Annotated in this window: 21 protein-coding genes; 9 read left to right on the plus strand and 12 right to left on the minus strand. The window is 35.8% G+C overall.

Annotated features, from left to right (window positions below):
• Positions 1–15: 15 nt before the first annotated feature.
• The 4 genes from HYQ40_04100 to tsaE all read right to left on the minus strand — a co-directional run bounded on the left by HYQ40_04100 (position 16) and on the right by tsaE (position 3422).
• Complete coding sequence (locus HYQ40_04100; GenBank protein MBZ6526947.1) at positions 16–1227, minus strand: acetyl-CoA C-acetyltransferase; 1212 nt, start codon at positions 1225–1227, stop codon at positions 16–18.
• A gap of 157 nt (positions 1228–1384) precedes the next feature.
• Complete coding sequence (gene murB / locus HYQ40_04105) at positions 1385–2290, minus strand: UDP-N-acetylmuramate dehydrogenase (GenBank protein ID MBZ6526948.1); 906 nt, start codon at positions 2288–2290, stop codon at positions 1385–1387.
• 93 nt (positions 2291–2383) lie between these two features.
• Positions 2384–2935: a GNAT family N-acetyltransferase gene (locus HYQ40_04110; protein ID MBZ6526949.1), complete on the minus strand. Its 552-nt coding sequence runs from the start codon at positions 2933–2935 to the stop codon at positions 2384–2386.
• A gap of 4 nt (positions 2936–2939) precedes the next feature.
• A complete protein-coding gene (gene tsaE, locus HYQ40_04115; GenBank protein MBZ6526950.1) occupies positions 2940–3422 on the minus strand; it encodes a tRNA (adenosine(37)-N6)-threonylcarbamoyltransferase complex ATPase subunit type 1 TsaE in 483 nt (160 codons plus the stop codon).
• 153 nt (positions 3423–3575) lie between these two features.
• Here tsaE and HYQ40_04120 point away from each other — a divergent pair, with 153 nt between their 5' ends.
• Complete coding sequence (locus HYQ40_04120; protein ID MBZ6526951.1) at positions 3576–4178, plus strand: DUF4430 domain-containing protein; 603 nt, start codon at positions 3576–3578, stop codon at positions 4176–4178.
• A gap of 56 nt (positions 4179–4234) precedes the next feature.
• Here HYQ40_04120 and zwf read toward each other — a convergent pair whose 3' ends face one another.
• From zwf to nrdI, 6 genes are all read right to left on the minus strand, one after another.
• Positions 4235–5701: a glucose-6-phosphate dehydrogenase gene (gene zwf, locus HYQ40_04125; GenBank protein MBZ6526952.1), complete on the minus strand. Its 1467-nt coding sequence runs from the start codon at positions 5699–5701 to the stop codon at positions 4235–4237.
• 207 nt (positions 5702–5908) lie between these two features.
• Positions 5909–6889 carry a phosphate acetyltransferase gene (gene pta, locus HYQ40_04130; GenBank protein ID MBZ6526953.1) on the minus strand — a complete coding sequence of 327 codons (981 nt, stop codon included), beginning with the start codon at positions 6887–6889 and terminating at the stop codon, positions 5909–5911.
• Positions 6890–6981: 92 nt separating this feature from the next.
• Positions 6982–7920 (minus strand): DUF4349 domain-containing protein, encoded by a 939-nt coding sequence (locus tag HYQ40_04135; protein ID MBZ6526954.1) that lies wholly within the window; start codon positions 7918–7920, stop codon positions 6982–6984.
• A gap of 141 nt (positions 7921–8061) precedes the next feature.
• Positions 8062–9123 (minus strand): class 1b ribonucleoside-diphosphate reductase subunit beta, encoded by a 1062-nt coding sequence (gene nrdF / locus HYQ40_04140; protein MBZ6526955.1) that lies wholly within the window; start codon positions 9121–9123, stop codon positions 8062–8064.
• Between the two features lie 28 nt (positions 9124–9151).
• Positions 9152–11314 (minus strand): class 1b ribonucleoside-diphosphate reductase subunit alpha, encoded by a 2163-nt coding sequence (nrdE, locus tag HYQ40_04145; GenBank protein MBZ6526956.1) that lies wholly within the window; start codon positions 11312–11314, stop codon positions 9152–9154.
• Positions 11307–11687, minus strand: coding sequence for a class Ib ribonucleoside-diphosphate reductase assembly flavoprotein NrdI (gene nrdI, locus HYQ40_04150; protein ID MBZ6526957.1), 381 nt, complete (start codon positions 11685–11687; stop codon positions 11307–11309). Before nrdI ends, nrdE begins: the two co-directional genes overlap by 8 nt.
• 257 nt (positions 11688–11944) lie before the next feature.
• Here nrdI and HYQ40_04155 point away from each other — a divergent pair, with 257 nt between their 5' ends.
• From HYQ40_04155 to HYQ40_04165, 3 genes are read left to right on the plus strand one after another with little or no spacing between them, the layout of a single operon-like run.
• Complete coding sequence (locus HYQ40_04155; GenBank protein MBZ6526958.1) at positions 11945–12394, plus strand: CopY/TcrY family copper transport repressor; 450 nt, start codon at positions 11945–11947, stop codon at positions 12392–12394.
• A 27-nt stretch (positions 12395–12421) separates the two neighbouring features.
• Entirely contained in the window at positions 12422–12634 is a 213-nt protein-coding gene (locus HYQ40_04160) for a heavy-metal-associated domain-containing protein (GenBank protein ID MBZ6526959.1), read from the plus strand.
• Positions 12635–12643: 9 nt separating this feature from the next.
• Positions 12644–15118 carry a copper-translocating P-type ATPase gene (locus HYQ40_04165; GenBank protein MBZ6526960.1) on the plus strand — a complete coding sequence of 825 codons (2475 nt, stop codon included), beginning with the start codon at positions 12644–12646 and terminating at the stop codon, positions 15116–15118.
• A 102-nt stretch (positions 15119–15220) separates the two neighbouring features.
• Here the strand turns inward: HYQ40_04165 and HYQ40_04170 are convergent, their stop codons facing one another.
• Entirely contained in the window at positions 15221–16066 is an 846-nt protein-coding gene (locus HYQ40_04170) for an NAD(P)H-hydrate dehydratase (protein MBZ6526961.1), read from the minus strand.
• A 105-nt stretch (positions 16067–16171) separates the two neighbouring features.
• Positions 16172–16693, minus strand: coding sequence for a DUF308 domain-containing protein (locus HYQ40_04175; GenBank protein MBZ6526962.1), 522 nt, complete (start codon positions 16691–16693; stop codon positions 16172–16174).
• Positions 16694–16868: 175 nt separating this feature from the next.
• Between HYQ40_04175 and HYQ40_04180 the strand changes: the two genes are divergently transcribed.
• The 5 genes from HYQ40_04180 (at position 16869) to guaC (ending at position 24063) form a co-directional block, all read left to right on the plus strand.
• Positions 16869–17345: a nucleoside 2-deoxyribosyltransferase gene (locus tag HYQ40_04180; protein MBZ6526963.1), complete on the plus strand. Its 477-nt coding sequence runs from the start codon at positions 16869–16871 to the stop codon at positions 17343–17345.
• Between the two features lie 16 nt (positions 17346–17361).
• A complete protein-coding gene (locus HYQ40_04185) occupies positions 17362–18915 on the plus strand; it encodes a Ppx/GppA family phosphatase (GenBank protein ID MBZ6526964.1) in 1554 nt (517 codons plus the stop codon).
• A gap of 40 nt (positions 18916–18955) precedes the next feature.
• Positions 18956–21142 (plus strand): RNA degradosome polyphosphate kinase, encoded by a 2187-nt coding sequence (locus tag HYQ40_04190; GenBank protein ID MBZ6526965.1) that lies wholly within the window; start codon positions 18956–18958, stop codon positions 21140–21142.
• Positions 21143–21429: 287 nt separating this feature from the next.
• Positions 21430–23058, plus strand: a complete 1629-nt coding sequence (locus HYQ40_04195) for an ATP-binding cassette domain-containing protein (protein MBZ6526966.1) — start codon at positions 21430–21432, stop codon at positions 23056–23058.
• Positions 23059–23088: 30 nt separating this feature from the next.
• On the plus strand, positions 23089–24063 hold the full coding sequence (gene guaC, locus HYQ40_04200; GenBank protein MBZ6526967.1) for a GMP reductase: 975 nt from the start codon (positions 23089–23091) through the stop codon (positions 24061–24063).
• Positions 24064–24078: the final 15 nt, after the last annotated feature.

The following is a 24078-nucleotide window of genomic DNA, read 5'->3' on the forward strand; positions in this document are numbered from 1 at the left end:
TGTTTGGTTGAGTAATCACACATTCTTAACAGCCATACTAATTCCCATTCCACCCCCAACACATAATGAGGCTAAGCCGTAATCAGCTCCAGAACGCTTCATTTCGTGAACTAACGTTGTACTGACTCTAGCTCCAGATGCACCAATTGGATGCCCTATTGCTATCGCACCTCCGTTAGGATTCACTTTAGTAGCTAACTCTTCATATGTTAAGTCAGAGTGCTTAACGAGTTCGCGCATTACACCGATAGATTGTGAAGCAAATGCTTCATTTAATTCAATAACATCAAATTCATCTAGTCTAAAATCAATTTTAGTCATTAACTGATTAATTGCTTTAACTGGACCGATTCCCATAATATTTGGGTCAACCCCACTTTGTCCAAAACCTAAAATTTCAACCAGTGGTTTTAGATCATGTTTCGTCACAAAATCTTCTGATACAACGAAGGCAAATGATGCACCGTCATTAATACCTGATGCATTTCCCGCCGTTACCGATCCTTCTTTATCAAAAGCTGGACGCAGTGAGCTAAGCTTATCATATGTCGTTGTGTGATTAATATACTCATCTTCTTCGAAAACAACTTCTTGTCGGCGTTGACGAACTGTAATAGGAATTATCTCGTCTTTAAACTTACCTTCTTTTTGAGCTTTTCTTGCTTTCTCTTGCGAATTCATTGCGAAAGTATCTTGCTCTTCGCGTGTAATATCAAACTTCGCTGCAACATTCTCAGCGGTGATTCCCATATGAATATTTGAAAAAGCATCTGTTAAACCATCTGTTAACATTGTATCTTCTAAAGAAAATGCTCCCATTTTATTACCTTTTCTTACGTTTCCTGATGTTGTAAATTTCGCTTGGCTCATGGATTCAACGCCACCAGCAATGACACAATCCGCATCGCCTAACTTTACGTGATTATATGCTTCATTAATTGCTTTCAAACCACTCCCACACAACATATTAACACCATAAGCAGGCACATCAATAGATATCCCAGCATTAACAGAGATTTGACGAGCTACATTTTGACCATGTCCAGCACTCAAGACATTACCTATAATCACTTCATCCACATTTTCTTTAACTACTGTATGTTCTTCAAGCATTTTTTCAAGTAATTGTGTTCCGATTTCTACCGGTGATAAATCGGATAAAGTACCAAGAAAACTCCCGACTGCTGTTCTATTGATTGATAATATATACACATTTCTATCTTGCATAATAATTAGCCTCCATTGTGTTTATTATTATTTGTAAACGTTACCTTCTATTATATGTCATTTGAAATTATTATTACACTATAGCGTATTTTTTTATAAAAAAACAACCCAACCAATTCTTATTCAGAATGTGTTGGGTTGGATTCGTTTCATTCAATTATTCAGCTTCGTGTCCAATAATACGGACTTCTGTTTCAAGTTTAACTGAATTTAGATTCCAGATTGTCTCTTTAATATACTCAATCATTTCGACGTAATCTGTCGCTGTTGCGCCACCTACGTTAATAATAAATCCAGCATGTTTTCGAGATATCTCTGCGCCACCAATTCGGTGTCCTTGTAAACCAGCATCTTGAATTAACTTTCCTGTAAAGTAACCTACTGGACGTTTAAATACACTTCCACATGATGGGTACTCTAAAGGTTGTTTTGCTTCACGTAATTCAGTCAAATGATCCATCTTTTCTTTAATTGCAACTTGATCTCCAGGTTGAAGCTCAAATGATACACCTAAAATAATATTATCATTTTCTTGAAAAATGCTATAGCGATACGCAAATTCTGCGTCTTCATTCGTATATGTTAAAAATTGCCCGTCGCGATTGATTGCCTCAATCTTCACATTAATATCTGTTATCTCACCTTCATATGCACCAGCATTCATAAATACTGCGCCTCCAACACTACCCGGAATTCCACACGCGAACTCTAGTCCTGTAAGTGAATGGCGATAGGCTGAACGGCTTACTTCAATAATCCCCGCTCCGCTTTCTGCATAAATATAATTACCATCAACTGAGATTGCATTCATATCTGTTAAAATCATGACGATACCGCGTATTCCACCGTCTCTGACGATTAGATTACTTAGGTTACCGAGTATTGTTAACGGGGCATCATATTCGTTTGCCCAGTCAATAATTTGTTTCACTTCTTCTTTTGATGTTGGAAATGCAATAACATCTGATTCGCCGCCAGTTTTAGTATAACTGTAATCTGACAGTGCGTGGTTAAATTTTATATTTAAATTAGGATGAGCTTCTTCTAATAGCTTATAGTCCATAACTCGACCTTTCTTTCATAATCAATACTTACCTATTCTAATTAATTCTATATAAAATGTAAAGTAAATCTATGATGAGAAAGTAAACTATTCTCAATCAATCAATCGTTCCATAGTATAAGTATCATAATAATGGTATTCACTTTTAAGTCGTTTAGATAGTGTTCCGACAATATTAAAGCCAAACTTCTCATATAACTTAATCGCACGTTTGTTTTGTGTGACTACTTCTAAAGTTAAAACTTTAATATCTGCATAACTTGCAAATTGAATCATTTCCTCAGTTAGTATAGAACCGATACCGTATCCCCAGTATTCTTTAATAATACTTACACCAATTTCAGCGACATGACTTTGTCGGTTATTATCTATAACTGCTACTGTGGCCATTCCAACAATCTGATCATCTGATTCAGCCACTAACATGATGTTATTTGTGGATTCATTGTATCTAGTAATCAAATCAATTTGTTGATCCACCTTCATATTGGCACCTTCTGGTCCAACTGACAAGTACGGCGTATCTTTCCCTACATGTCTCAATAAGCCAAGTATTGCCTTAGCATCTATTGGTTCTGCTACTCTAATGATCGTTTCGATTGGCTCGTCCTCTGCTTCATGTACGTATTTGTTGTAATTAACCATACAATCACAATCCTTTCCAGTTCTGAGTCCATTCTTTCATTAATTGTTCGTAGTATTCGTCATTGCCTACTGTTCGCACTTGAATTTTTCGTTCTTCTTGTTCAATCGACAATAGCTCAATTTCTAAATAAGAATCAGGCATATAGTCAATAACGAACTCTGCCCATTCTATTAACGTAATCGTATCATTGTCGATAAAACTTTCCAAGTCAATCGAATCGGCTCCACCTTCTTCAAGTCGATATGCATCAATATGATTAAAAAATCTTCCTTCTTCATCCAGTGGATATTGTTTTACAATGGTATAAGTTGGACTTTTAACCGCTCGTTTGATACCTAAAGCTTTAGCAAACCCTTGAGAAAACGTTGTCTTCCCACTTCCGAGATTCCCCTTCAAGCTAATCACTTTACCTAGTTCAATTATTTGTGCTAAATCTCCCGCCAATTTTTTTGTTTCTTCGGCAGATTGTGTAATATAGTGTGACATTATATATATCTCCTTGTACTTCTTAAAATATTCATTTTTAATTCTAATTATGCCAATTATAAACAAAGTGTGTCAAAACTGCGAATCATTTGACTTTAAGGCTATTTATTGATAATTTATACCTATAACATATTAACGTAAGGAGGCAGTTTTATGAAAAAATTTATCAAATTAATTACTCTACCTACTTTAGCATTGCTACTAGTAGCGTGTCAAAGTACACCTGAAGAGCAACCTGTAGAAAGTGCGCCAGCTGAATCAGTGGAACAAGTATCAACTGAAGATGTATCTGGTGAAGAGCAAACAGAAGGTGCTGAAGAATCTGGTGAAGAACAAGCTTCAGAAGAGACAGATACTGAAGGTACAGACAATGGCGAAGCTACAACTGAAGAAGGGCAATCTGACACTGAAGATACAGAAGAAGCTAGCGAAACAGCTGCTACATTTGCATTCTACGTAGCTGGAGAAGAAGCGCCTATTGCAGAATTCTCAGTGGAAGATGCAGAAGGCTTAAGCGTTTTAGAAGCTTTAGAGTCTAACGAAGATATTACATTCAACTTCAATGAAACAGAAGGTGTCGTTGATGCTATCGAAGGTTACGAAAATGACTATAGTGTTGGTAATACTTGGACTTACGTATACAATGGTGAATATGCACAACTTGGTGTTATTTCTCAAACTTTAGAAGCTGGAGACGAAATTGATTGGTACTTTGGTACAATCGACGAAATCCCAATAAACGTAGTAGTAGAATAATACAATTTAAAAACGTCTGACTAATTTTTTTGTCAGACGTTTTTTTGTATCCATTTTTATTCTTTTAAATTCACTCGCTTAATCCACTCATGATTATTTCTCGAGAGTAATCGATCTGCACTACTAGGCCCAAATGAAGTTGCTTGGTAATTCGGAAATACTGGCTCCGACATATTACTCCATGCTTCTTTAATCGCATCGGTTATACGCCATTGCTCTTGTACTTCAGACCATGAACTGAATAATGTATTATCCCCTTCCAGCGCATCATGTAAAAGGTTCTCATAAGGACTTGGAATGTACTCCTCACTAAAGTTCTTTTCATCTGGCCCTATAAAAGTTGTGATGGGCTGCATATCTGACGATATATCTTTTTGGTTGAGAACTAACGATAGACCTTTACCTGGCTCAATATAAAACGTCATCCGACTTGGTGTGTCTTGCGAGTCGCCATTTCTTTCTTTCAATATAATATCAACCGAAGAAAATTGTTCGACTAATGCTTTTCCGGTACGCACATATACTGGAACGCCTTGCCAACGCTCATTATCAACTGATAATTGTATCGCGATATATGTTTCAGTATGACTATCTTTTGCAACATCTGTCTCATCCCGATAATGTTTATACTCACCTTCTGAATCCGCTGAATATTGCCCTCGTACTACATATTCTTTTACTTCATCTTTTGTAAATGTAGGTATGTTACTTAATGCAGCATGCTTCGCATTATGTATCGCATCTTTTTCAAATTCATTGGGTAAGTCCATAATGATAAAAGACAGAATCTGAAGAATATGATTTTGAAACATATCTAATAGTGCCCCATTCTCATCATAAAAGGCTCCTCTATCACCTACTTCAAGTCGTTCAGGTAAATTAATCTGAATATTTTCAATAAAGTCTTTATTCCACATACCTTCTATAAATGGATTATAAAAACGTGTTGCCATTATATTTTGAACAAAGTCCATTCCAGGGAAATGGTCAATTAAATAGATTTCATCTTCTGAGAATGATTTTTTCAAAATATCATAATATTCTTTTGCTGACTCAAAACTGTATCCAAATGGTTTTTCAACGACGACACGATGCTCACCAGTCAGGCCAGTAATTCCTGAATCTTTTAAATTTACCGTCGTCTCATCATAAATACTTGGAGCAATCGAATAATAATATAGATACCGTTCATCCGTATTGTGTGTTGTTGATACTTCTTTAATTTTGGTCATTAGCTTTTCAAAATCCCCAACTTTTGTATTATCTGCCGGTTGGTAATATATATGGTCTAAAAAAGACTCTTCAAATTTAGTATAATTCCCACCCGCTTCAACTGCTTTTCTAACATGCTCTTTAAATTCATTTTCAGTTAGTTGCGTTCGAGCTGCACCGATGATCGCAAACTCTTGTGTTAGTTGGCCTCTTTGGTACAATTGATGAAATGCCGGATATAATTGTCTTTCAGCTAGATCACCTGTCGCTCCAAACAAGACAATAAGTCCACCTACTTCAACTTTAGACATAGTATCTCTCCTCCGTTTATATTATTTTTCTGTCGCTTCTATATAAAAGTCTATAACAAAATAATCATAATATACAATGATACAACTTAGGTGAGTGGCAAACCAACTTTCATTTGACGCAAATAGCAGTGTTACATTTTTTCAAGCCAAAAAAATGCCAAAGCGAAAAGTCGCCTTGGCATTAAATTCTTTTTTTGAAAGTCTCAATTACATAATTGCTTGGTTGGCAGTAATAATTGATACTTTGTATACGTCTTCTTCGATACAACCACGAGATAAATCAGATACTGGTTTGTTTAAACCTTGTAAGATTGGTCCAACTGCTTGGTAGTTACCTAAACGTTGAGCAATCTTGTATCCGATGTTCCCTGATTGGATTTCTGGGAATACGAAGACGTTTGCTTTACCAGCAACATTTGATTCTGGTGCTTTTTTGTCTGCAACTGCTTCGATATAAGCTGCATCAAATTGTAATTCACCATCAAGAGCTAAGTCAGGTGCTAATTCTTTAGCGATTCTTGTTGCTTCAGCTACTTTATCAACTTCGGGAGACGCTGCTGAACCTTTAGTTGAGAAGCTTAATAAAGCAACTTTAGGATCGATATCGAACATTTTAGCTGTCATTGCACTCTCTACTGCGATTTCAGCTAATGATTGTGCATCTGGGTTAATATTAATTGCACAGTCAGCAAAGATTAAACGGTTACCATCATTGTTAGGTGGCACCATTACGAACGCTCCACTTGTTAATTTAACACCTGGGCGAGTTTTGATGATTTGTAGTGCTGGACGAACTGTATCACCCGTTGAGTATTGTGCTCCACATACTAAACCGTCGGCAAGGTCCATGTATACTAACATCGTTCCGAAGTAAGCATTGTCACGTAGCATTTCACGTGCTTGCTCTTCAGTATTTTTACCTTTACGACGTTCTACAAATGAAGCAACCATTGCATCAAATTCATCATAATTATTAGGATCGATAACAATCATTCCACCGATATTCCAGTTACGTTCCTCTGCTACCGCTTGAACTTCATCCGGGTTACCTAATAAAATTGGCTCTACTAATTGATCAGACTTTAGACGTAATGCTGCTCCTAAAACACGCGGATCAGTAGCTTCAGGATAAACAATTTTAACGTCTTTTCCTTCGATTTTTTGTGATAAAGATTTAAACATATCCATTCTAAATATTCCTCCCATAATTTAATTTTATAATAAACGCTTACTCTCTAATATTACATGTTTTTGATGCTTAATGAAACTCTTTTACCCTATTATTCAGTATTATTATTGTTTTCGTTCTCATTAGTTCTACTTATAGTTTTCTCTTTTCTCTTCGGCAAAGCACTTTTAATCTTTCTAAACAATGGGCGCAGTATAAAACGAATGATTAATAAGATGATCAGAATTACTATTATGTAAGGAATTAGGAATATAAGAGTCAAGATTCCCCATTGGAATGCATCAATTGAATTTTCCCAAGTCTCATTGAATGCTGAAACAATTCGGTCCCAGAAAGTAAGTTGACTATCACTTCGATCGGACAACTCGATAACTTCTTGTAAATTCAAATTGATTGTTGCATTATCTATTTCTCCCGAAATAGCTGTTTGATCTGCGATTAAAATATCACGCTCAGCAATTGCTTCTTCAAGTGCTGCTTGAATCTCGATTAAATCAGCGATCGATTCAGCTTGATCATTTAGTTCGTTCAATCTATCAATACGGGATTCAATTGATTCAATGCGTATCTCTATATCTTGTACTTGTTGTGTTACATCTTGAGAACCGCGTGATAGTTTCATTAATTGTGCTTGGTCATTTGCTTCAAATTGCTCTAGAATCTGCTCGTAATTTTCTTGGGGTACTCGAATAATCATGTATAAATTAGTCAGTGTTTGACTACTTTCTGTGTAGCTATATTCATTCACCGATTCATCTTGGTACTGAATGTAGCCATCATTCGCTTCGATAATTTCATTGATACCTTGCTTTGCATCATTATAATTGATTGTTTGATAATTGACTGAGGCTGTGTAAATGACGTCTCGATTTTCATTTGATTGTTCACGGTTTACGCTTACTTCATTATCTACAGCCATTTCTGTTGTATAATTTGGCTCTTGATAAGTATCTGTTGTTTGAGTGACTGATTCACATGCGACTAGTATGAATGCCAATATTAATAAGGCAAACATCTTCCTTTTTTTCATTTCTATCACACCTCTCTTACTTAGTATTATAAAGGGTTTTCATTTTTTTCACTACTCATAACATATTTTTTCATTAAAAACACAAAAAAACACCTCAATGAAAACTCACTTTAGTTAAGTGTTTATTCATTGAGGTATAACTTAATCCGTTGATTTCATAGACGTTTGAGTATTTTTTGATGCTTCACGTCTGCGTTTCTTCTCTTTGCGGTACTCCATGCGTTGAGCGCGGCGGTCATTAATGGCCCATTGTTTGTAATCATTATCTTCCATTGCTTGTACTTCACCAAGTAGATAACCATTACCTACTTGCGAGAAGAAGTCATGGTTACTTGTCCCAGTTGAGATACCGTTCATAACAATCGGATTCACATCTTCGGCTGTATCGGGGAATAATGGTTCAAATCCCATATTCTGTAAAGCTTTATTCGCATTGTAACGAACAAAGACATTCACTTCCTCAGTCCAACCAATCTCATCATATAATTGAGATGTGTATTTTTCTTCATTTGAATATAATTCAAATAATAAGTTAAATACCCAATTCTTCAATTCTTCTTGTTCTGCTTCTGGTAAGGCATTGTAACCTAGTTGGAATTTATAACCAATGTAAGTTCCGTGAACAGACTCATCACGTAGGATTAGTTTAATAATCTCCGCAACATTTGGTATTTTATTGTTTCCTAAGTACCATAATGGTGCATAAAACCCTGAGTAGAATAAGAATGATTCCAACAGCACACTCGCGGCTTTCTTTTGCAGAGGTGTTCCATTTTGGTAGGCGTCATTGATTTTATCTGATTTAAATTGAATCAAATCATCTGTATTCGTCCAATCAAAAATTGAATCAATCTCAGTATTAGAGTTTAACGTAATGAAAATCGTTGAATATGATTTTGCATGTACTGATTCCATAAAATGAATGTTACTTAAAACTGATTTCTCATGTGGTGTTCTCGCATCATCTAATAAGACAACTGCCCCTTCTTCTGACTGAAGTGTATCTAATAAAGTCAGTCCACCAAAGACTTTTCCTAGCATATCTTGTTCTGCTTTAGATAATCGACGCCAATCATCTAGATCGTTAGATACGGGAATTCGTGTATCCAACCAAAATTGCTCTGTTAATTTTTCCCATGTTAACTTATCAACTGTATCTTCAATATCATTCCAATTAATTGCAGTATAATTTGGCTTAACCATGCATTATTTCCTCCTAATATGTCAATTACTAAATTGAACAGCTCTCACAATAGTTACTTCCAATTTCATCCCCGTCATCCGTGAATGTACGAACATAGTAGATTGATTTAATGCCTTGATTCCAAGCATAATTGCGTAGAATGTTTAAATCTCTCGTATTCATCTTTCTGTCACCAGGTCGTTTCCAAGGATAAAGTCCTTCAGGTAATTCTGAGCGCATGAACAATGTTAATGACATTCCTTGATCAATATGACGTTGAGCTGCTGCATAAACATCAATTACTTTACGCATATCAATATCATACGCTGACTCATAATAATCAATCGTTTCATTCGATAATTGAGGTGCTGGGTAATATGTTTTCCCTGTTTTCTTCTCTTGACGCTCTTCAATTAAACGCGTAATTGGGTGTAAGCTAGCACTTGTTTCGTTAACATACGAAATACTTCCAGTTGGAGCAATCGCATGACGGTATGCATGATAGATTCCATCCTGTTGGATTTTCTCCTTTAGAGCAGTCCAATCTTCAGCAGTTGGAAGTGGAACATGTTTCATAATTTCTTTAACTTTTTCATCTGTGATAACAAATGGGTTCTCGATATAACGATCGAAGTATGTTCCATTGGCGTAGTCAGAATGTTCAAAGTTATGGAATGTTTCTCCACGCTCGCGAGCAATGTTATTACTTGAGACTAATGACCAGTAGTTTAGCGCATAGAAAAATGCTTCTGTTAATTCTAAAGATTCGTCTGATCCATAGTGAATTTGATTGATTGCAAATAATGTATGTAGTCCCATACCACCTAGACCAATTGTGTGGTTTAAGTCGTTCCCGTTACGGACACTTGGTACAGAATCGATACTCGTATGATCTGTAACGAATGTTAATCCACGCACTGCTGTATCAATAGAGCGTGCAAAGTCTGGAGAATCTACCATATTCACAATATTCGTTGAACCTAAGTTACAACTAATATCAATCCCTACTTCTTTAAACGTCTGATCGTCATTAATTACAGATGGCTGTTGAATTTGTAAAATTTCTGAACATAAGTTAGACATAACAATACGCCCATCAATTGGATTCGAATCGTTGGCTGTATCAATATTAATAATATATGGGTATCCAGATTCTTGTTGTAGTTTACTAATCTCATTCTCTAACTCACGGGCTTTAACTTTATACTTACGAATTTCTTTGTTTTGAGCCATATTCTCATACTCTTCTGTAATATCGACATAAGCGAAAGGTTGCCCGTAAATACGTTCAACATCATAAGGACTGAATAAGAACATATCTGCATCTTCAGCAACTAATTCGTAGAATTTATCTGGGACAGTGATTCCTAGTGATAAAGTTTTAACACGGATTTTTTCATCGGCATTTTCTTTCTTAGTTGATAAGAACCGAACAATATCCGGATGGAAAATTGATAAATAAACGGCACCAGCTCCGTTACGTTGACCTAGTTGGTTTGCATAACTGAATGAATCCTCGAATAATTTCATAACCGGAACAACACCTGATGCGGCATTTTCAATTTTTTTAATCGGTGCGCCTTCTTCACGTAAGTTCGATAGATTAAGTCCTACTCCCCCACCACGTTTACTTAGTTGAAGTGCTGAATTAATGCTACGACCAATTGAATTCATGTCATCACTAATCTCAATTAGGAAGCATGACACCATCTCACCACGACGTTTACGTCCTGCGTTTAGAAACGTAGGTGTTGCTGGTTGGAATCGTTGTGCAATTAACTCATCACGTAAGTTGAGTGCAAGCTCTTCATTACCATCAGCTAAAAATAGCGCATTAAACACAATACGATCTTCAAAACGCTCTAAGTAACGTTCTCCATCATTTGTTTTTAAAGCATATTGATTATAGAACTTATGAGCACCCATAAATGATTTAAAGCGGAATTTTTTCTCATAAGTTGTTTGCATCAATTTCTTGATGAAATCACGATCATATTTATTTAAAAACTCCTCTTCCAAGTAATCATGTTCAATCAAGTAATCTAATTTCTCATCTAATGTATAGAAGAATACCGTATTTGGATTTACATGCTCTAAGAAATAGGCCCGTACTGCTTCTTTATCTTTCTCGAGCGGAATTTTATTATCAACTGGAATGTTTAATTCATTATTTAGTTTAAAATAAGTTACCTCATTAGGTGTCTTAGACATAGTTGGTGTTTTCAATTTCAGTCACAATCTCCTTTACTTTTTTTACATCATTATCTGAACCTTGGAATTCAAGTCTATGTAGCAACGGAATATCATAATCGAGCGAGATATCCTCTGCTGTAAAGCAATAGAGATCATTGAAATTTCGATTTCCTGCTCCAACGACTCCTTTACAATATGACAAATTATTGCCTGTTTCTAAGAAGTCATTCAAAACATCTGTCATTTCAATTGCATAAGTTGGTGCAATCATAATAAAGTTTTCTTGAATCTCAGAAAAAGCATTGGCATCAGATAATTCTAAAGAGTCCATTTCGAGTTTCTCAACGAAGCGTCGGGTATTGCCGACAACAGTCATAAAAACAATTTTCATTATCCCACCATCCTCTTTAATTAACTATAATATCATGGATACACTTTAAATTAAAGCTTGAAAGACTCTAAGTATTGTGCTCGTATTAATATCCAAGCACAATATGTTGTGTTCTCGCTATTGTTCGACTCCTATGATATTTTTCTATAACAAAAGAATAAAATTGTCGTATTTTCAATTTATACTTGCATTCCGAAGGTTACACATGTAAACTATACTTATAGATTACAAACGTAACCTAAAGGGAGGTTTAAAATATGACCGATGCAATATCAACTCCAATTTTAACTATTTCGGATTCAGAATGGGAAGTGATGCGTGTTCTATGGGCAGATGCACCTTTAACGAGTCGAGAAATTATTGATCGTGTCTTAGACATTCTTGATTGGAAAGAAGGCACTGTTAAATCTTTAATTAATCGGCTAGTCAAAAAGAATAATATCAAAAAAGTAAAAACTGATACTGTATTCAAATATCAACCAACTATTTCAGAATATGAAGCAAATCATTTAAAGGTTAATAAAGTCTTTGATTCGGTGTGCACAAAAGAACGTGCCAACGTCATCAGTCATCTCGTTGAAGACAATACCTTATCTCAAACTCAAATTGAGCAGTTAATAAAACAATTAGAAGTCAAAGCACAAACTGCTCCTATAGAAGTAAATTGTGAATGCCTTGCTGGCCAATGTCATTGCCACTTACATTAAAATCAAACACTAAAAGGAGAATATATAATGAAAAAAGAACAATTTAAACTTGCAGGAATGGGTTGCATGAACTGTAGCAAAACGATTCAATCAACATTATCGAATTTAGAAGGTGTCAACGAAGCGAATGTCGACTATGAAAATAAAGTTGCGCATGTAGATTATGACGAACACATCGTAACCAAAGAAATGCTACAAGTAGCCGTATCTGATGCTGGTTATCAATTAATTATTAAGTAATTAGGAGGGATATGTTTGAAAACTTATACAGTAGAAGGGATGCACTGCGCTGCCTGTGCAACGTCTGTGGAAAAAGCTGTTAATAAACTCGATGGTGTCAATGAAGCATCAGTTAATCAAATTACCGAAAAAGTCAGTCTAGACTATGACCATTCTAAATTATCTCTAGAAGACATCTCAAATGCCGTATCATCTGCTGGTTATACATTAGTAACACAATCATCTACTGGGTCAGAGGACGACTCTTTCCAAAACTATTCAATTACAGGGATGACGTGTGCAAGCTGTGCACAAACTGTAGAAAAGGCAGTTGCTAATCTTCCACAAGTGAGTTCAGCTGCTGTAAATTTAGCAACTGAAAAATTATCTGTTACTTGGGAAGATTCAGCAGATTCTATATTAATCCAAGAAACAGTCGACAAAGCTGGTTATCACGCTGAATTAGCTTTATCCGCTAAAGAACAATTTGAAGTTGATCAAGCACGTAAAGATGCCAAATTAAATGGTATGAAACAAACATTAATTAAGATGGCAGCTTTTACTATTCCATTATTCATTCTAACAATGGGACCTATGGTCGGCATGCCCCTTCCAGCAGTAATCGATCCGATGATAAATCCTGGCGCAAACGCTGTGCTTCAATTACTCTTAACAACGCCCGTCTTATACTTTGGCCTTGATATATTTAAGCGTGGTTTCAAAACACTGTTCAACGGTCACCCTAACATGGATTCATTGATTGCGGTGGGAACTGGCGCAGCATATATTCAAGGGATTGCCATGACTACCCTCATTCTATTAAGTCGAGTTGAGGTGCACGGTCACCTTGATTTATATTTTGAATCAGCTGCCGTCATATTAACTTTAATGACTCTTGGTAAGTATATGGAAGAACTTGCTAAAGGAAGAACTTCATCAGCAATTAAAAGTTTAATGGACTTAGCTCCTGATACAGCACGTGTTGTTCGAGATAATGGGCAAGTCGAAACGATTCCAGTTGAACTACTTAACGTTGGTGACATCATTCAAGTTCGTCCTGGTGAAAGCTTACCCGTAGATGGTGAAATTATTGAAGGACGCTCAAGTATTGACGAATCAATGTTAACCGGTGAGAGCTTACCTGTTGAAAAGTCTATCGGTGACTTAGTTACAGGTGCTAGTATGAATAAAACCGGTGCCTTTAAGTATAAAGCGACTCGAATCGGACAAGATACCATGATTTCTCAAATTGTTCGAATGGTCCAAGACGCACAAGGTTCTAAAGCGCCGATTGCTAAGCTGGCTGACATTATCTCAGGCTACTTTGTTCCAACGGTTATTGTTATTGCTATCCTATCCGGACTTTTTTGGTTCTTTGTGATGGGTGAGCCTTTAAACTTCGCTTTAAATATCTTTATTAGTGTCTTAATAATCGCTTGTCCATGTGCTCTTGGCTTAGCTACGCCGACTGCGATTATGGTTGGTACAGGTAACGGTGCGAGCCAAGGTATCTTAATCAAAAATGGCGAAACTTTAGAAAACATCCATAATGCAACGGCTGTTCTATTAGACAAAACTGGTACAATTACAGAAGGTGAACCGACTGTAACTGACTTCATAATTAAAGAGGGAATCGACACGAAAGAAGTTCTACAACTTGTCGCTTCTGCTGAGTCAGTATCTGAACATCCACTTGGATCAGCCATCGTTAAATATAGCGAAGAGGAAGGTATCAAATTACTCCCTACCGAAGACTTTGAAAGTATTACCGCTCGCGGAATTAAAGCTTTAATCAATGGGCAACAAATTGCGATAGGTAATAAAAAACTAATGGAATCTCTTGGTAGTTTGTCAAATGACTTAGAAGATAAAGCAAATCAATTGGCGAATGAAGCTAAAACACCCATGTATATTGCGCTAAATAATGAAGTTGCTGGTATCATTGCGGTAATGGACCCGGTTAAAGACACATCCAGCCAAGCAATCAGACAAATGAAAGATTTAGGCTTGGAGGTCATTATGGCAACGGGAGATAATCACTACACTGCGAATGTTATTGGTAAACAACTTGGAATTGACCGTATATTAAGTGAAGTGATGCCCGAAGATAAATCGGCCATTGTTCAAGAATTACAAGATAGCGGTAAAAAAGTGATTATGGTTGGTGATGGGATCAATGATGCGCCAGCATTGGCTCAAGCAGATATTGGTATGGCCGTAGGTTCAGGTACTGATGTAGCAATTGAATCGGCTGATACTGTCTTAATGCATGATGATCTTCGTGACGTGCCTAAAGCGATTAGTTTAAGTCATGCGACAATTCGTAATATTAAACAAAACTTATTCTGGGCTTTCGGATACAATACGATAGGTATTCCAGTTGCGATGGGACTTTTATATCTATTCTTTAATGGACCTTTACTAAGCCCAATGTTTGCTGCAGCAGCAATGAGCTTAAGTTCTGTATCTGTCCTTTTGAATGCTTTACGTTTGAGAAGAAAATAATAATATGAAAACCAAACGGCCTCCTAACTGTTAATTCAAAGTTAGGAGGCCGTTTTTTTGGGGGCAAAAAGTGAGTGAATGATTGTCATTATACGCAACTAGTCAGTCTTGTGTGTTTTTAGCTTCTGCGAACGTTCTCATGACAATTGGTAGTTCTTTGATAATTTGAGTGGGCAATGTCACATAATGTGTCTTAGCTAATAGATCAGCAATATAACTATGGATGTAAACAGCAGATAGGACTCCTGCCTTAGTATTCGTTATTTGCCCAATAAATCCAGCTAAAATCCCTGTCAACGTATCGCCCATTCCCCCTGTCGCTTGAGATGGGTTCCCAGTTGGGTTCTCCCACACTTCACCATTTATATATACTCGCGTTGGTGCGCCTTTTAATATAACTGTTGCATTCAATTCTTTTTGAACTCGTTGATTATCTTCTATAGTAATGTCAGCTTTACTTAATCCAGATAGCCTTTCCCACTCTCCGATATGCGGTGTATAGATACAATATGCTTTTGTATCTGACTTTACTTTGTCCTCAGCAATCAGCGTAATCGCATCCGCATCAAGAATTAATACTTGTTTTGAAGAGGCATACTCAAGTACCGTCTCAAGCACTTTAATACTCCCCGTTGCTTGTCCCAATCCTGGTCCAATAACTATGACATCTTTATCTTTGATTTCATGAATTAACCGTTCATTTTCAAACATATCAACAAACATAATTTCCGGTGCATGCATATGAATTGCCGGTAGGTTAACTGAGTCACTCGCAACAGTGACAAGTCCTGCGCCTGAATACAGTGCTGCCAAGCCACTCATGATAATAGCCCCGCCTTTTTCCTGATTGCCCCCTACACATAACACTCGACCCATTTTGTTCTTATAAGTTTCCTTATCTCTAATAGGAATAGAGTCTATAACCATATCTTTATTAATCTTTTTCATGTGGATAACTCCCTTGTATAGTCACTTTAGTATAGCAAAATACAAAAAAATAAGAAAAGACTAGGCTTCATTACACCTATTCCATTCTTATGTTTTATTGATTGTTTAAAAAGCTTGAATAATATATGAAATCCCATTCAGTAAGAAATAAATACCTATTAAGTATGCAACAGTTAGAATGGAAGCGATGGGATTAAATATCAACATAATTCCTACAACGATACTTAATAAAGATAAAATGACAATCATCCAAAAGTTTCTTTTATTGTATTTTCTAATCCCTCTTGCTGAAAATAACGCAATGACAGAATCAATAATAAACCAAACTGCAAAAATGATTGGTAAAGCAAGAACGCCAGTCGTCACATTAAAGAGTAAAAATACACCGATTATAATATCGATAATCCCAATGACAATTAGCCAGTTGTTCGTTATGCCAGTATATTCTTTCAGTCGATTACGAATCATTATTTGTGTAATCCCTTTGAATATGACCGCAAAAGCAAATAGATATATAACTAAACTTGCTCCTTCAATTGGATTATTAAATGCAAGGAAAGCTAGAATAATATAAATAATTCCTATCACAAGAGACCACCAATTAAATCCATTCTTAGATTTCGACAATAAACCCACCTCTTTCATATTATTTTCTATCATTATTTTATACATAAAATTTTATTTATATCAATTTATTTGCTCTATTAAATTAAAACTGTTTTAATCTTTATTAGCCCTCTCAATTGAGCATTGAGCCATCCTCAGTTATAATGGAATATATACATGAGAGGGGATTATTTATATGTCACATATTTATTTTGCTAGTCCGTTATTTAGTGAGATGGAATTAGCCTATAATGCTCAATTAGTTAAAAAAATTAGAGAAACATATCCAGAAACTACAGTCTTTTTACCACAAGAGCAAGGCGATATAAACGACAAACAAAGTTATGCAGATTCAATGATGATCGCCAAAGCAGATACAGACGCCGTTTTGAAAAGTGATTTGGTTGTCGCCGTCTTAGATGGCTTAGTCATTGATCCAGGTGTAGCTTCAGAGATTGGTGTCGCGTATCAAGCTGGTATTCCAATTCTTGGTCTTCACTCAGATCAACGTCGTCAAGGAGCTGACAATCAAGAAAAACTCGACGCCCTTCAAAACGTTGCTGAGTCTCAATTCCCTTACATTAATTTATATACCGTTGGGTTAATTAAATTAAATGGAGACATTGTTGATAATTCTGATGAATTAACTCAACGCATCTCAGACTACATTTAAACGAAAGGATTCTATTATGTATACAGAAGTTATTGGAATTATCGATATTGGTTCAAATACAATTCGACTCGTTATATACGGGATTGATGAGTTTTATAACTATATCGAAATTCAAAACATCAAAACACCTGCTCGTCTTTCACAATATCTAATTACAGATAAAGATTCTGAACATGCTCTTATGTCACAAGATGGAATCGACAAACTAGTTGAAACACTCGTTAGCTTCAAAGCAGTCGCGGATTCGTTCAAAGTAGCTCGTATTCTTCCAATGGCTACCGCTGCAGTACGTCAATCTGCTAATAAGGAGGATATCCTCGAGCAAGTAAAAAAAGCAACTGATTTGGATATTAATCTCGTGTCAGAGGAAGAAGAAGCAAGTTATGGTCAATATGCGATTACTCATTCAACAGCAGTTACTGACGCGATTACAATTGATATCGGTGGTGGTAGTTGTGAGATAACCTATTATGAAGATAAAAATATGGTTGCATACCACAGTTTTCCATTTGGCGCGGTCAGTCTTAGTAAACAATTCTTCCAAGGTAAAGATCATAATGATTCTGAAGCAATTGAAGAGGTTCAAAATTATGTTCGTAAGCAGTTTAAACAATTTGATTGGATTAAGAAAGCCAAACAACCAATCGTTGCTATCGGTGGTTCTGCTCGTAACCTTGCGAATGTTCACCAACGTCTTATAGATTATCAGATGGCTGGTGTTCATGGTTATTCAATGAATGAAGATAATATTAAAGAAACACTTGATTTGTTTATATCAACAGACATTGATGATATGACAAACATTGAAGGTTTAAGTGCTGACCGTAGAGATTTAATTATTCCTGCTACGATTGTTTTCTTAGAACTTTATAGAACAGTTAAAGCCAAAAAATTCATGCTATCTTCGCAAGGTTTACGTGAAGGAATTATCCTTAAATATATCAACAGTACTTACAATTATCCTTTAGATAATCAACTTATCCGTGTTCGATCGATCCGACAAGTTGTGCGTGATTTCCCAATTAATACAGTGGGTTCTCAAATTCTAGCCGATATTAATATTAGTTTATATAAGCAACTATGTGATTTAGGCCTAATGACCTACAATTATGAAACTCAAGAAGAAATGGAATTTGCTGCTTACTTATATCGCTTTGGTGGCTTTATTAGTCCAGAAGCTGATTCCCAACATACTTTCTACTTGTTATCGAATATGAATTTACTTGGGTTCTCGCATCTTAAGCGACTACGCCTTGCTCTTTTAGCTAGTTATCGTAACCGCTCATTATTCAAACAATATTTAACGAATTATGAGAATTGGTTGACTGATGAAGAGATTAATGACTTAGAACTACTAGGTGGCGTCATAAAGTACGCAGCAGCCTTAAACGATTCAAAAACAGGTCCAATCGACAATTTAAAATTATATCGAACGAAAGATAATAATTATAAATTAGATATTTATCACTCAGCTCCAGTTATTGCTGAGAAATATCGTAGTATGCGTCATAGTAAACATTTTGAAAGAGCCTTAGATGGTGATTTAGATATAGAATTCATCCAAAAATAAAGAATACGTCATTCGAAAGGAGCTTTTTGTGAATAAGCAAATGAATAATGAGAATGTGGTAGACAACACTATTGATACTTTAGAGTCCGATAATGTATTTGAAAATCCAGATTATTACTTCAATCGCGAATTAAGTTGGCTTGATTTTAATCGTCGCTGTATCGATGAAGCGTATGATAAAGAGAATCCTTTACTTGAACAATTTAACTTCTTAGCAATTGGCTCTTCAAACCTGGACGAGTTTGTGATGGTACGTGTTGCTGGTGTCTATGATCAATACTTAGCTAACGTAAAAGTGGCAGAGAACAAAACACAAATGACACCTAATGCTCTATTACAAGGTATAAGCGAAAAAAATCATGATAACGTTGCAGCTCAATATTATCGATACAACGAAATCACCCCAAATTTAAAGTCATTAAACTATTCAATTAAACGCATGGATGAGTTAAATGATAATGAATTAGCACATGCTGAAAAGTATTTTATAGATTTAATATTACCAACCTTATCGCCGTTAGGTGTCGACGCATATCGACCCTTTCCTCACCTGTCTAATAAAAGTCTCAATATATTAGTTCAATTAGAGCAGAAGAAGGAAGAATTAACGGCAATTGTTCCTGTCCCTTCATTATTAGATCGTTACATGACGATTGATTCTGGTCTGAATCGAACGATTATTTTAACCGAAGATATTATTATTCACTTTATTGATGCTTTATTTACAGGATACAAAATTAAATATGCTTATCCATTCCGTATTACACGCAATGCTGATTTTGATATTATTGAAGATAGCGCTGCGGACTTACTTGCGTTAATCGAAGATTACGTTAAAAGTAGAAAAAAAGGAATGGCCGTGCGTTTAGAAATAGATACACGTTATATTGAACATTATACAGCAGAACACTATGACTTTTTGCAAACTATTCTTGAATTGGATGATCGTGATATTTATCTAATCGATGGTCCACTAGATCTTACTTTTTTATTTTCTTTAGCGGATCAAATTGGTGAAAAACATCCTGACCAATTGTATAAGCCGTTTAAGGCTCACTTGAATCCAAATTATTTAGGTGAAAATTTATATCAAACAGCAAGTCAGAAGGACATCTTTTTAAATCATCCTTTTGATTCTTTCAAACCCGTTGTTTCCTTTATCGAACATGCTGCGGAAGATAAGAATACAATAGCTATCAAGCAAACACTTTACCGAGTATCTAAAAACTCTCCGATTATTTCAGCTTTGAAAAAAGCTGCAGAAAACGGCAAAGAAGTCACAGTCCTTGTCGAATTAAAAGCTCGTTTTGATGAGGAAAATAATGTTTTTTGGGCCCGAGAATTAGAAGAAGCTGGCTGTCACGTTCTATATGGTGTTAGCGAGTTAAAAACTCATAGTAAAATAACACTCATTATTCGTAAAGAAGACGAAAAAATTAAGAGTTATGTCCATTTGGGAACAGGAAATTATAACGATAAAACGGCTAAAACATATACGGATATGGGGATAATTTCTTCCAATAGCGAATTAACACGTGACGCTTCTAATTTCTTTAATTATTTAAGTGGCTATACAGATCGACCAATTTATAAGCATCTTCATGTATCTCCCTTTGAAATTCGTGATTCATTAATTGATTACATCAATGAAGAGATAGAGTTTCAAAAGCAAAATGGAAATGGACGAATTATTGCTAAAATGAATTCATTAACCGATAAACCGCTCATTCAGAAACTATATGAAGCAAGTCAAGCGGGTGTTAAAGTCGATTTAATCGTTAGAGGTATTTGTTGTCTCCGTCCTGGAATTCCAGGGATTTCTGAAAACATTCATGTACGAAGTATTGTTGGACGATTCTTAGAGCATAGCCGTATTTATTACTTTAATCGTAATGATGAAAAACATTTATTTCTTTCATCAGCAGATATGATGACACGAAATATGACAAAACGAGTTGAAATTGAGTTCCCTATTCTTGATCAAGATATTGAAGCAGAAATAACAGACATCCTTGAGCTTCAATTAGCTGATACGATGAAAGCACGTGTACTTCAATATAATGGTGATTACGTTCGTCCAGATCGAACATCAATTAAATTGAATTCACAAATAGAACTGATGAAGCGTGCAAACGCTAAAACAACCTCACTACAAGTTATGCAAATCGAAAAGAAGAAAAAGAGAACAAATTGGTTGACACGTATTTTACGTCGATTTAATAACTAAATTCTTGAAGGCAATGCATCTAAAAGATGTATTGTCTTTTTTAATGCCAATATTCTCGCTAGACACTTATTATTTAGATTTCTGAGTATATATTCTATAGGAATGTAAACATCAATGGATTTAGGTCAACTATTAAGCATGCTTTATCCTCGAATTTAGATCATTAAAATATTTTTTTGAATTTGTGAGTATTTATGGTTTATTTATCTTTATTTTGTGTTAATATATCTGATGGTGCCAAAAGGCAATAAGGGCACGAATGAGTATTCCAATGGGAGGAAAAATGAATGATTAATGTATCTAACGTCAGTTTACAATTCCCAGATCGTAAGCTTTTTGATGAAGTAAATATTACGTTTACGCCTGGAAACTGCTACGGAGTTATCGGTGCGAATGGGGCTGGAAAATCAACTTTTCTAAATATATTATCTGGTGAAATTTCACCAACTACCGGAAACGTTAGTATGGACCCAGATGAGCGTTTGGCTGTATTAAGCCAAAACCACTATGGTTTCGAAGACAACACTGTTATTGAAACTGTCATGATGGGTCATAAAGAATTATACGAAACAATGAAAGAAAAAGATGCTATCTATATGAAAGCAGACTTTACGGATGAAGATGGAATCCGTGCTGGTGAATTAGAAGGACTATTCTCTGAAATGGGTGGATGGGAAGCTGAATCTGAAGCAAGTGATATGCTTCAAGGTTTAGGTATCACTATCAGTATGCAAAACCAATTAATGCGTGAATTAAATGAGGCTGACAAAATTAAAGTTTTACTTGCTCAAGCACTATTTGGTAAACCTGATAACTTATTACTTGATGAGCCTACAAACGGTTTGGACGCTCCAGCAATTGATTGGTTAAGTGATTTTATTATGGACTTCCCTAACACAGTTATCGTTGTATCCCATGACCGTCACTTCTTAAACACCGTATGTACACATATGGCGGACGTGGACTTTGGTAAAATTAAATTATTCGTCGGTAACTACGATTTTTGGTTACAATCAAGTCAATTAGCTGCAAGAATGAATGCTGACCAAAATGCTAAAAAAGAAGAACAAATTAAAGAATTACAAGACTTTATTGCTCGCTTCTCTGCGAACGCTTCTAAATCTAAGCAAGCAACATCGCGTAAGAAAATGTTAGATAAAATCACTTTAGATGATATCCAACCTTCTTCACGTCGCTACCCATTCGTTGGATTCTCACCAGATCGTGAGATTGGAAATGACCTGTTACGTGTTGAAGGTATTTCTAAAACAATCGATGGAGAAAAAATATTAGATAACATAACCTTTACACTAAGTCGTGAAGATAAAGTTGCTTTCTCAAGTCGAAATGACAATGCAACTTCTGCATTATTCGAAATTTTGATGGGGAACATGGAACCAGATAGCGGAAAAGTTGAATGGGGAGTTACAACGTCTCAAACTTACTTACCTCGTAATTCTGGTGATGAATTCGACGGTGTCGAATTAAATATTGTTGATTGGTTAAGACAATATGCCTCTAAAGAAGAACAAGATAATACATTCCTACGTAGTTTCTTAGGTAGAATGTTATTTAGTGGTGAAGATGTTATGAAATCAGTCAATGTTTTATCTGGTGGGGAAAAGGTTCGCTGCCTACTATCTAAGATGATGCTTTCAAAAGCAAATGTTTTAGTATTAGACCAACCAACTAACCACTTGGACTTAGAGTCAATTACAGCCTTAAACGAAGGTTTAATTAAATTTAAAGGTGCCATTTTAATGGCTTCTCATGACTTTGAAGTATTGAATACAACATGTAATCGTGTTATTGAAATAACACCGAATGGTTCGTTTGACCGAATTAATTCAACATATGAAGATTTTGTAAACGATCAAGATGTTCAAAACCGTATTGAAGCTTTATACAACGCCTAAAACAGATTAAAAGGAGACTTAATTAATATAATGGAAGTTTTTGATTTTGAAGATGTGCAAATGATCCCTAATAAAAGTATCGTACAAAGTCGTTCTGAGTGTGATACTACAATCAAGTTTGGTCCTCGCGAGTTTAAAATTCCTGTGGTACCTGCTAACATGCAGACAGTCATGAATGAAGAATTAGCTGTATGGTTCGCCGAACAAGATTACTTTTATATTATGCACCGCTTTGATGAGCCGGGTCGTATTCCATTCATTAAAATGATGCATGAAAAAGGACTTTTCGCTTCGATTAGTGTAGGTATCAAAGATTATGAATATGACTTTGTTCGCCAACTAGCTAATGAAAATATTATTCCTGAATATATTACAATTGATGTCGCACATGGACATTCTGAGTATGTGATTGATATGATTCGCTTTGTTAAAGAGTACTTACCTGAAACATTCTTAATTGCAGGCAACGTTGGTACACCTGAAGCGGTTCGTGAATTAGAAAACGCTGGAGCTGACGCTACTAAAGTTGGTGTCGGACCTGGTCGTGTTTGTATCACTAAGCTAAAAACTGGTTTTGGAACTGGTGGATGGCAATTAGCTGCTATTCGCGCTTGTGCTAAAGCAGCAACTAAACCAATTGTTGCTGACGGTGGTATCCGCCATAATGGTGATATTGCTAAAGCAGTACGCTTCGGTGCATCTATGGTAATGATTGGTTCATTATTTGCAGCACACGAAGAAAGTCCTGGTAAGTCGCGCGAAATCGATGGTAAAATGTACAAAGAATACTTCGGTAGCGCTTCTGAACACCAAAAAGGTGAACACAAAAACGTTGAAGGTAAAATCGAAATGATCCGTGCACGCGGAAAATTAATCAACACTATGATTGAAATGCAACAAGATTTACAATCTGCTATTTCTTATGCTGGTGGTAATAAATTAGATGCATTACGTCATGTAGATTATGTTCTAGTTCGTAATACTATCTATAACGGTGATAAATAATCCATTAATTTAATA

The organism is Aerococcaceae bacterium DSM 111021 (assembly GCA_020112395.1).
GTDB lineage: Bacteria > Bacillota > Bacilli > Lactobacillales > Aerococcaceae > Ruoffia.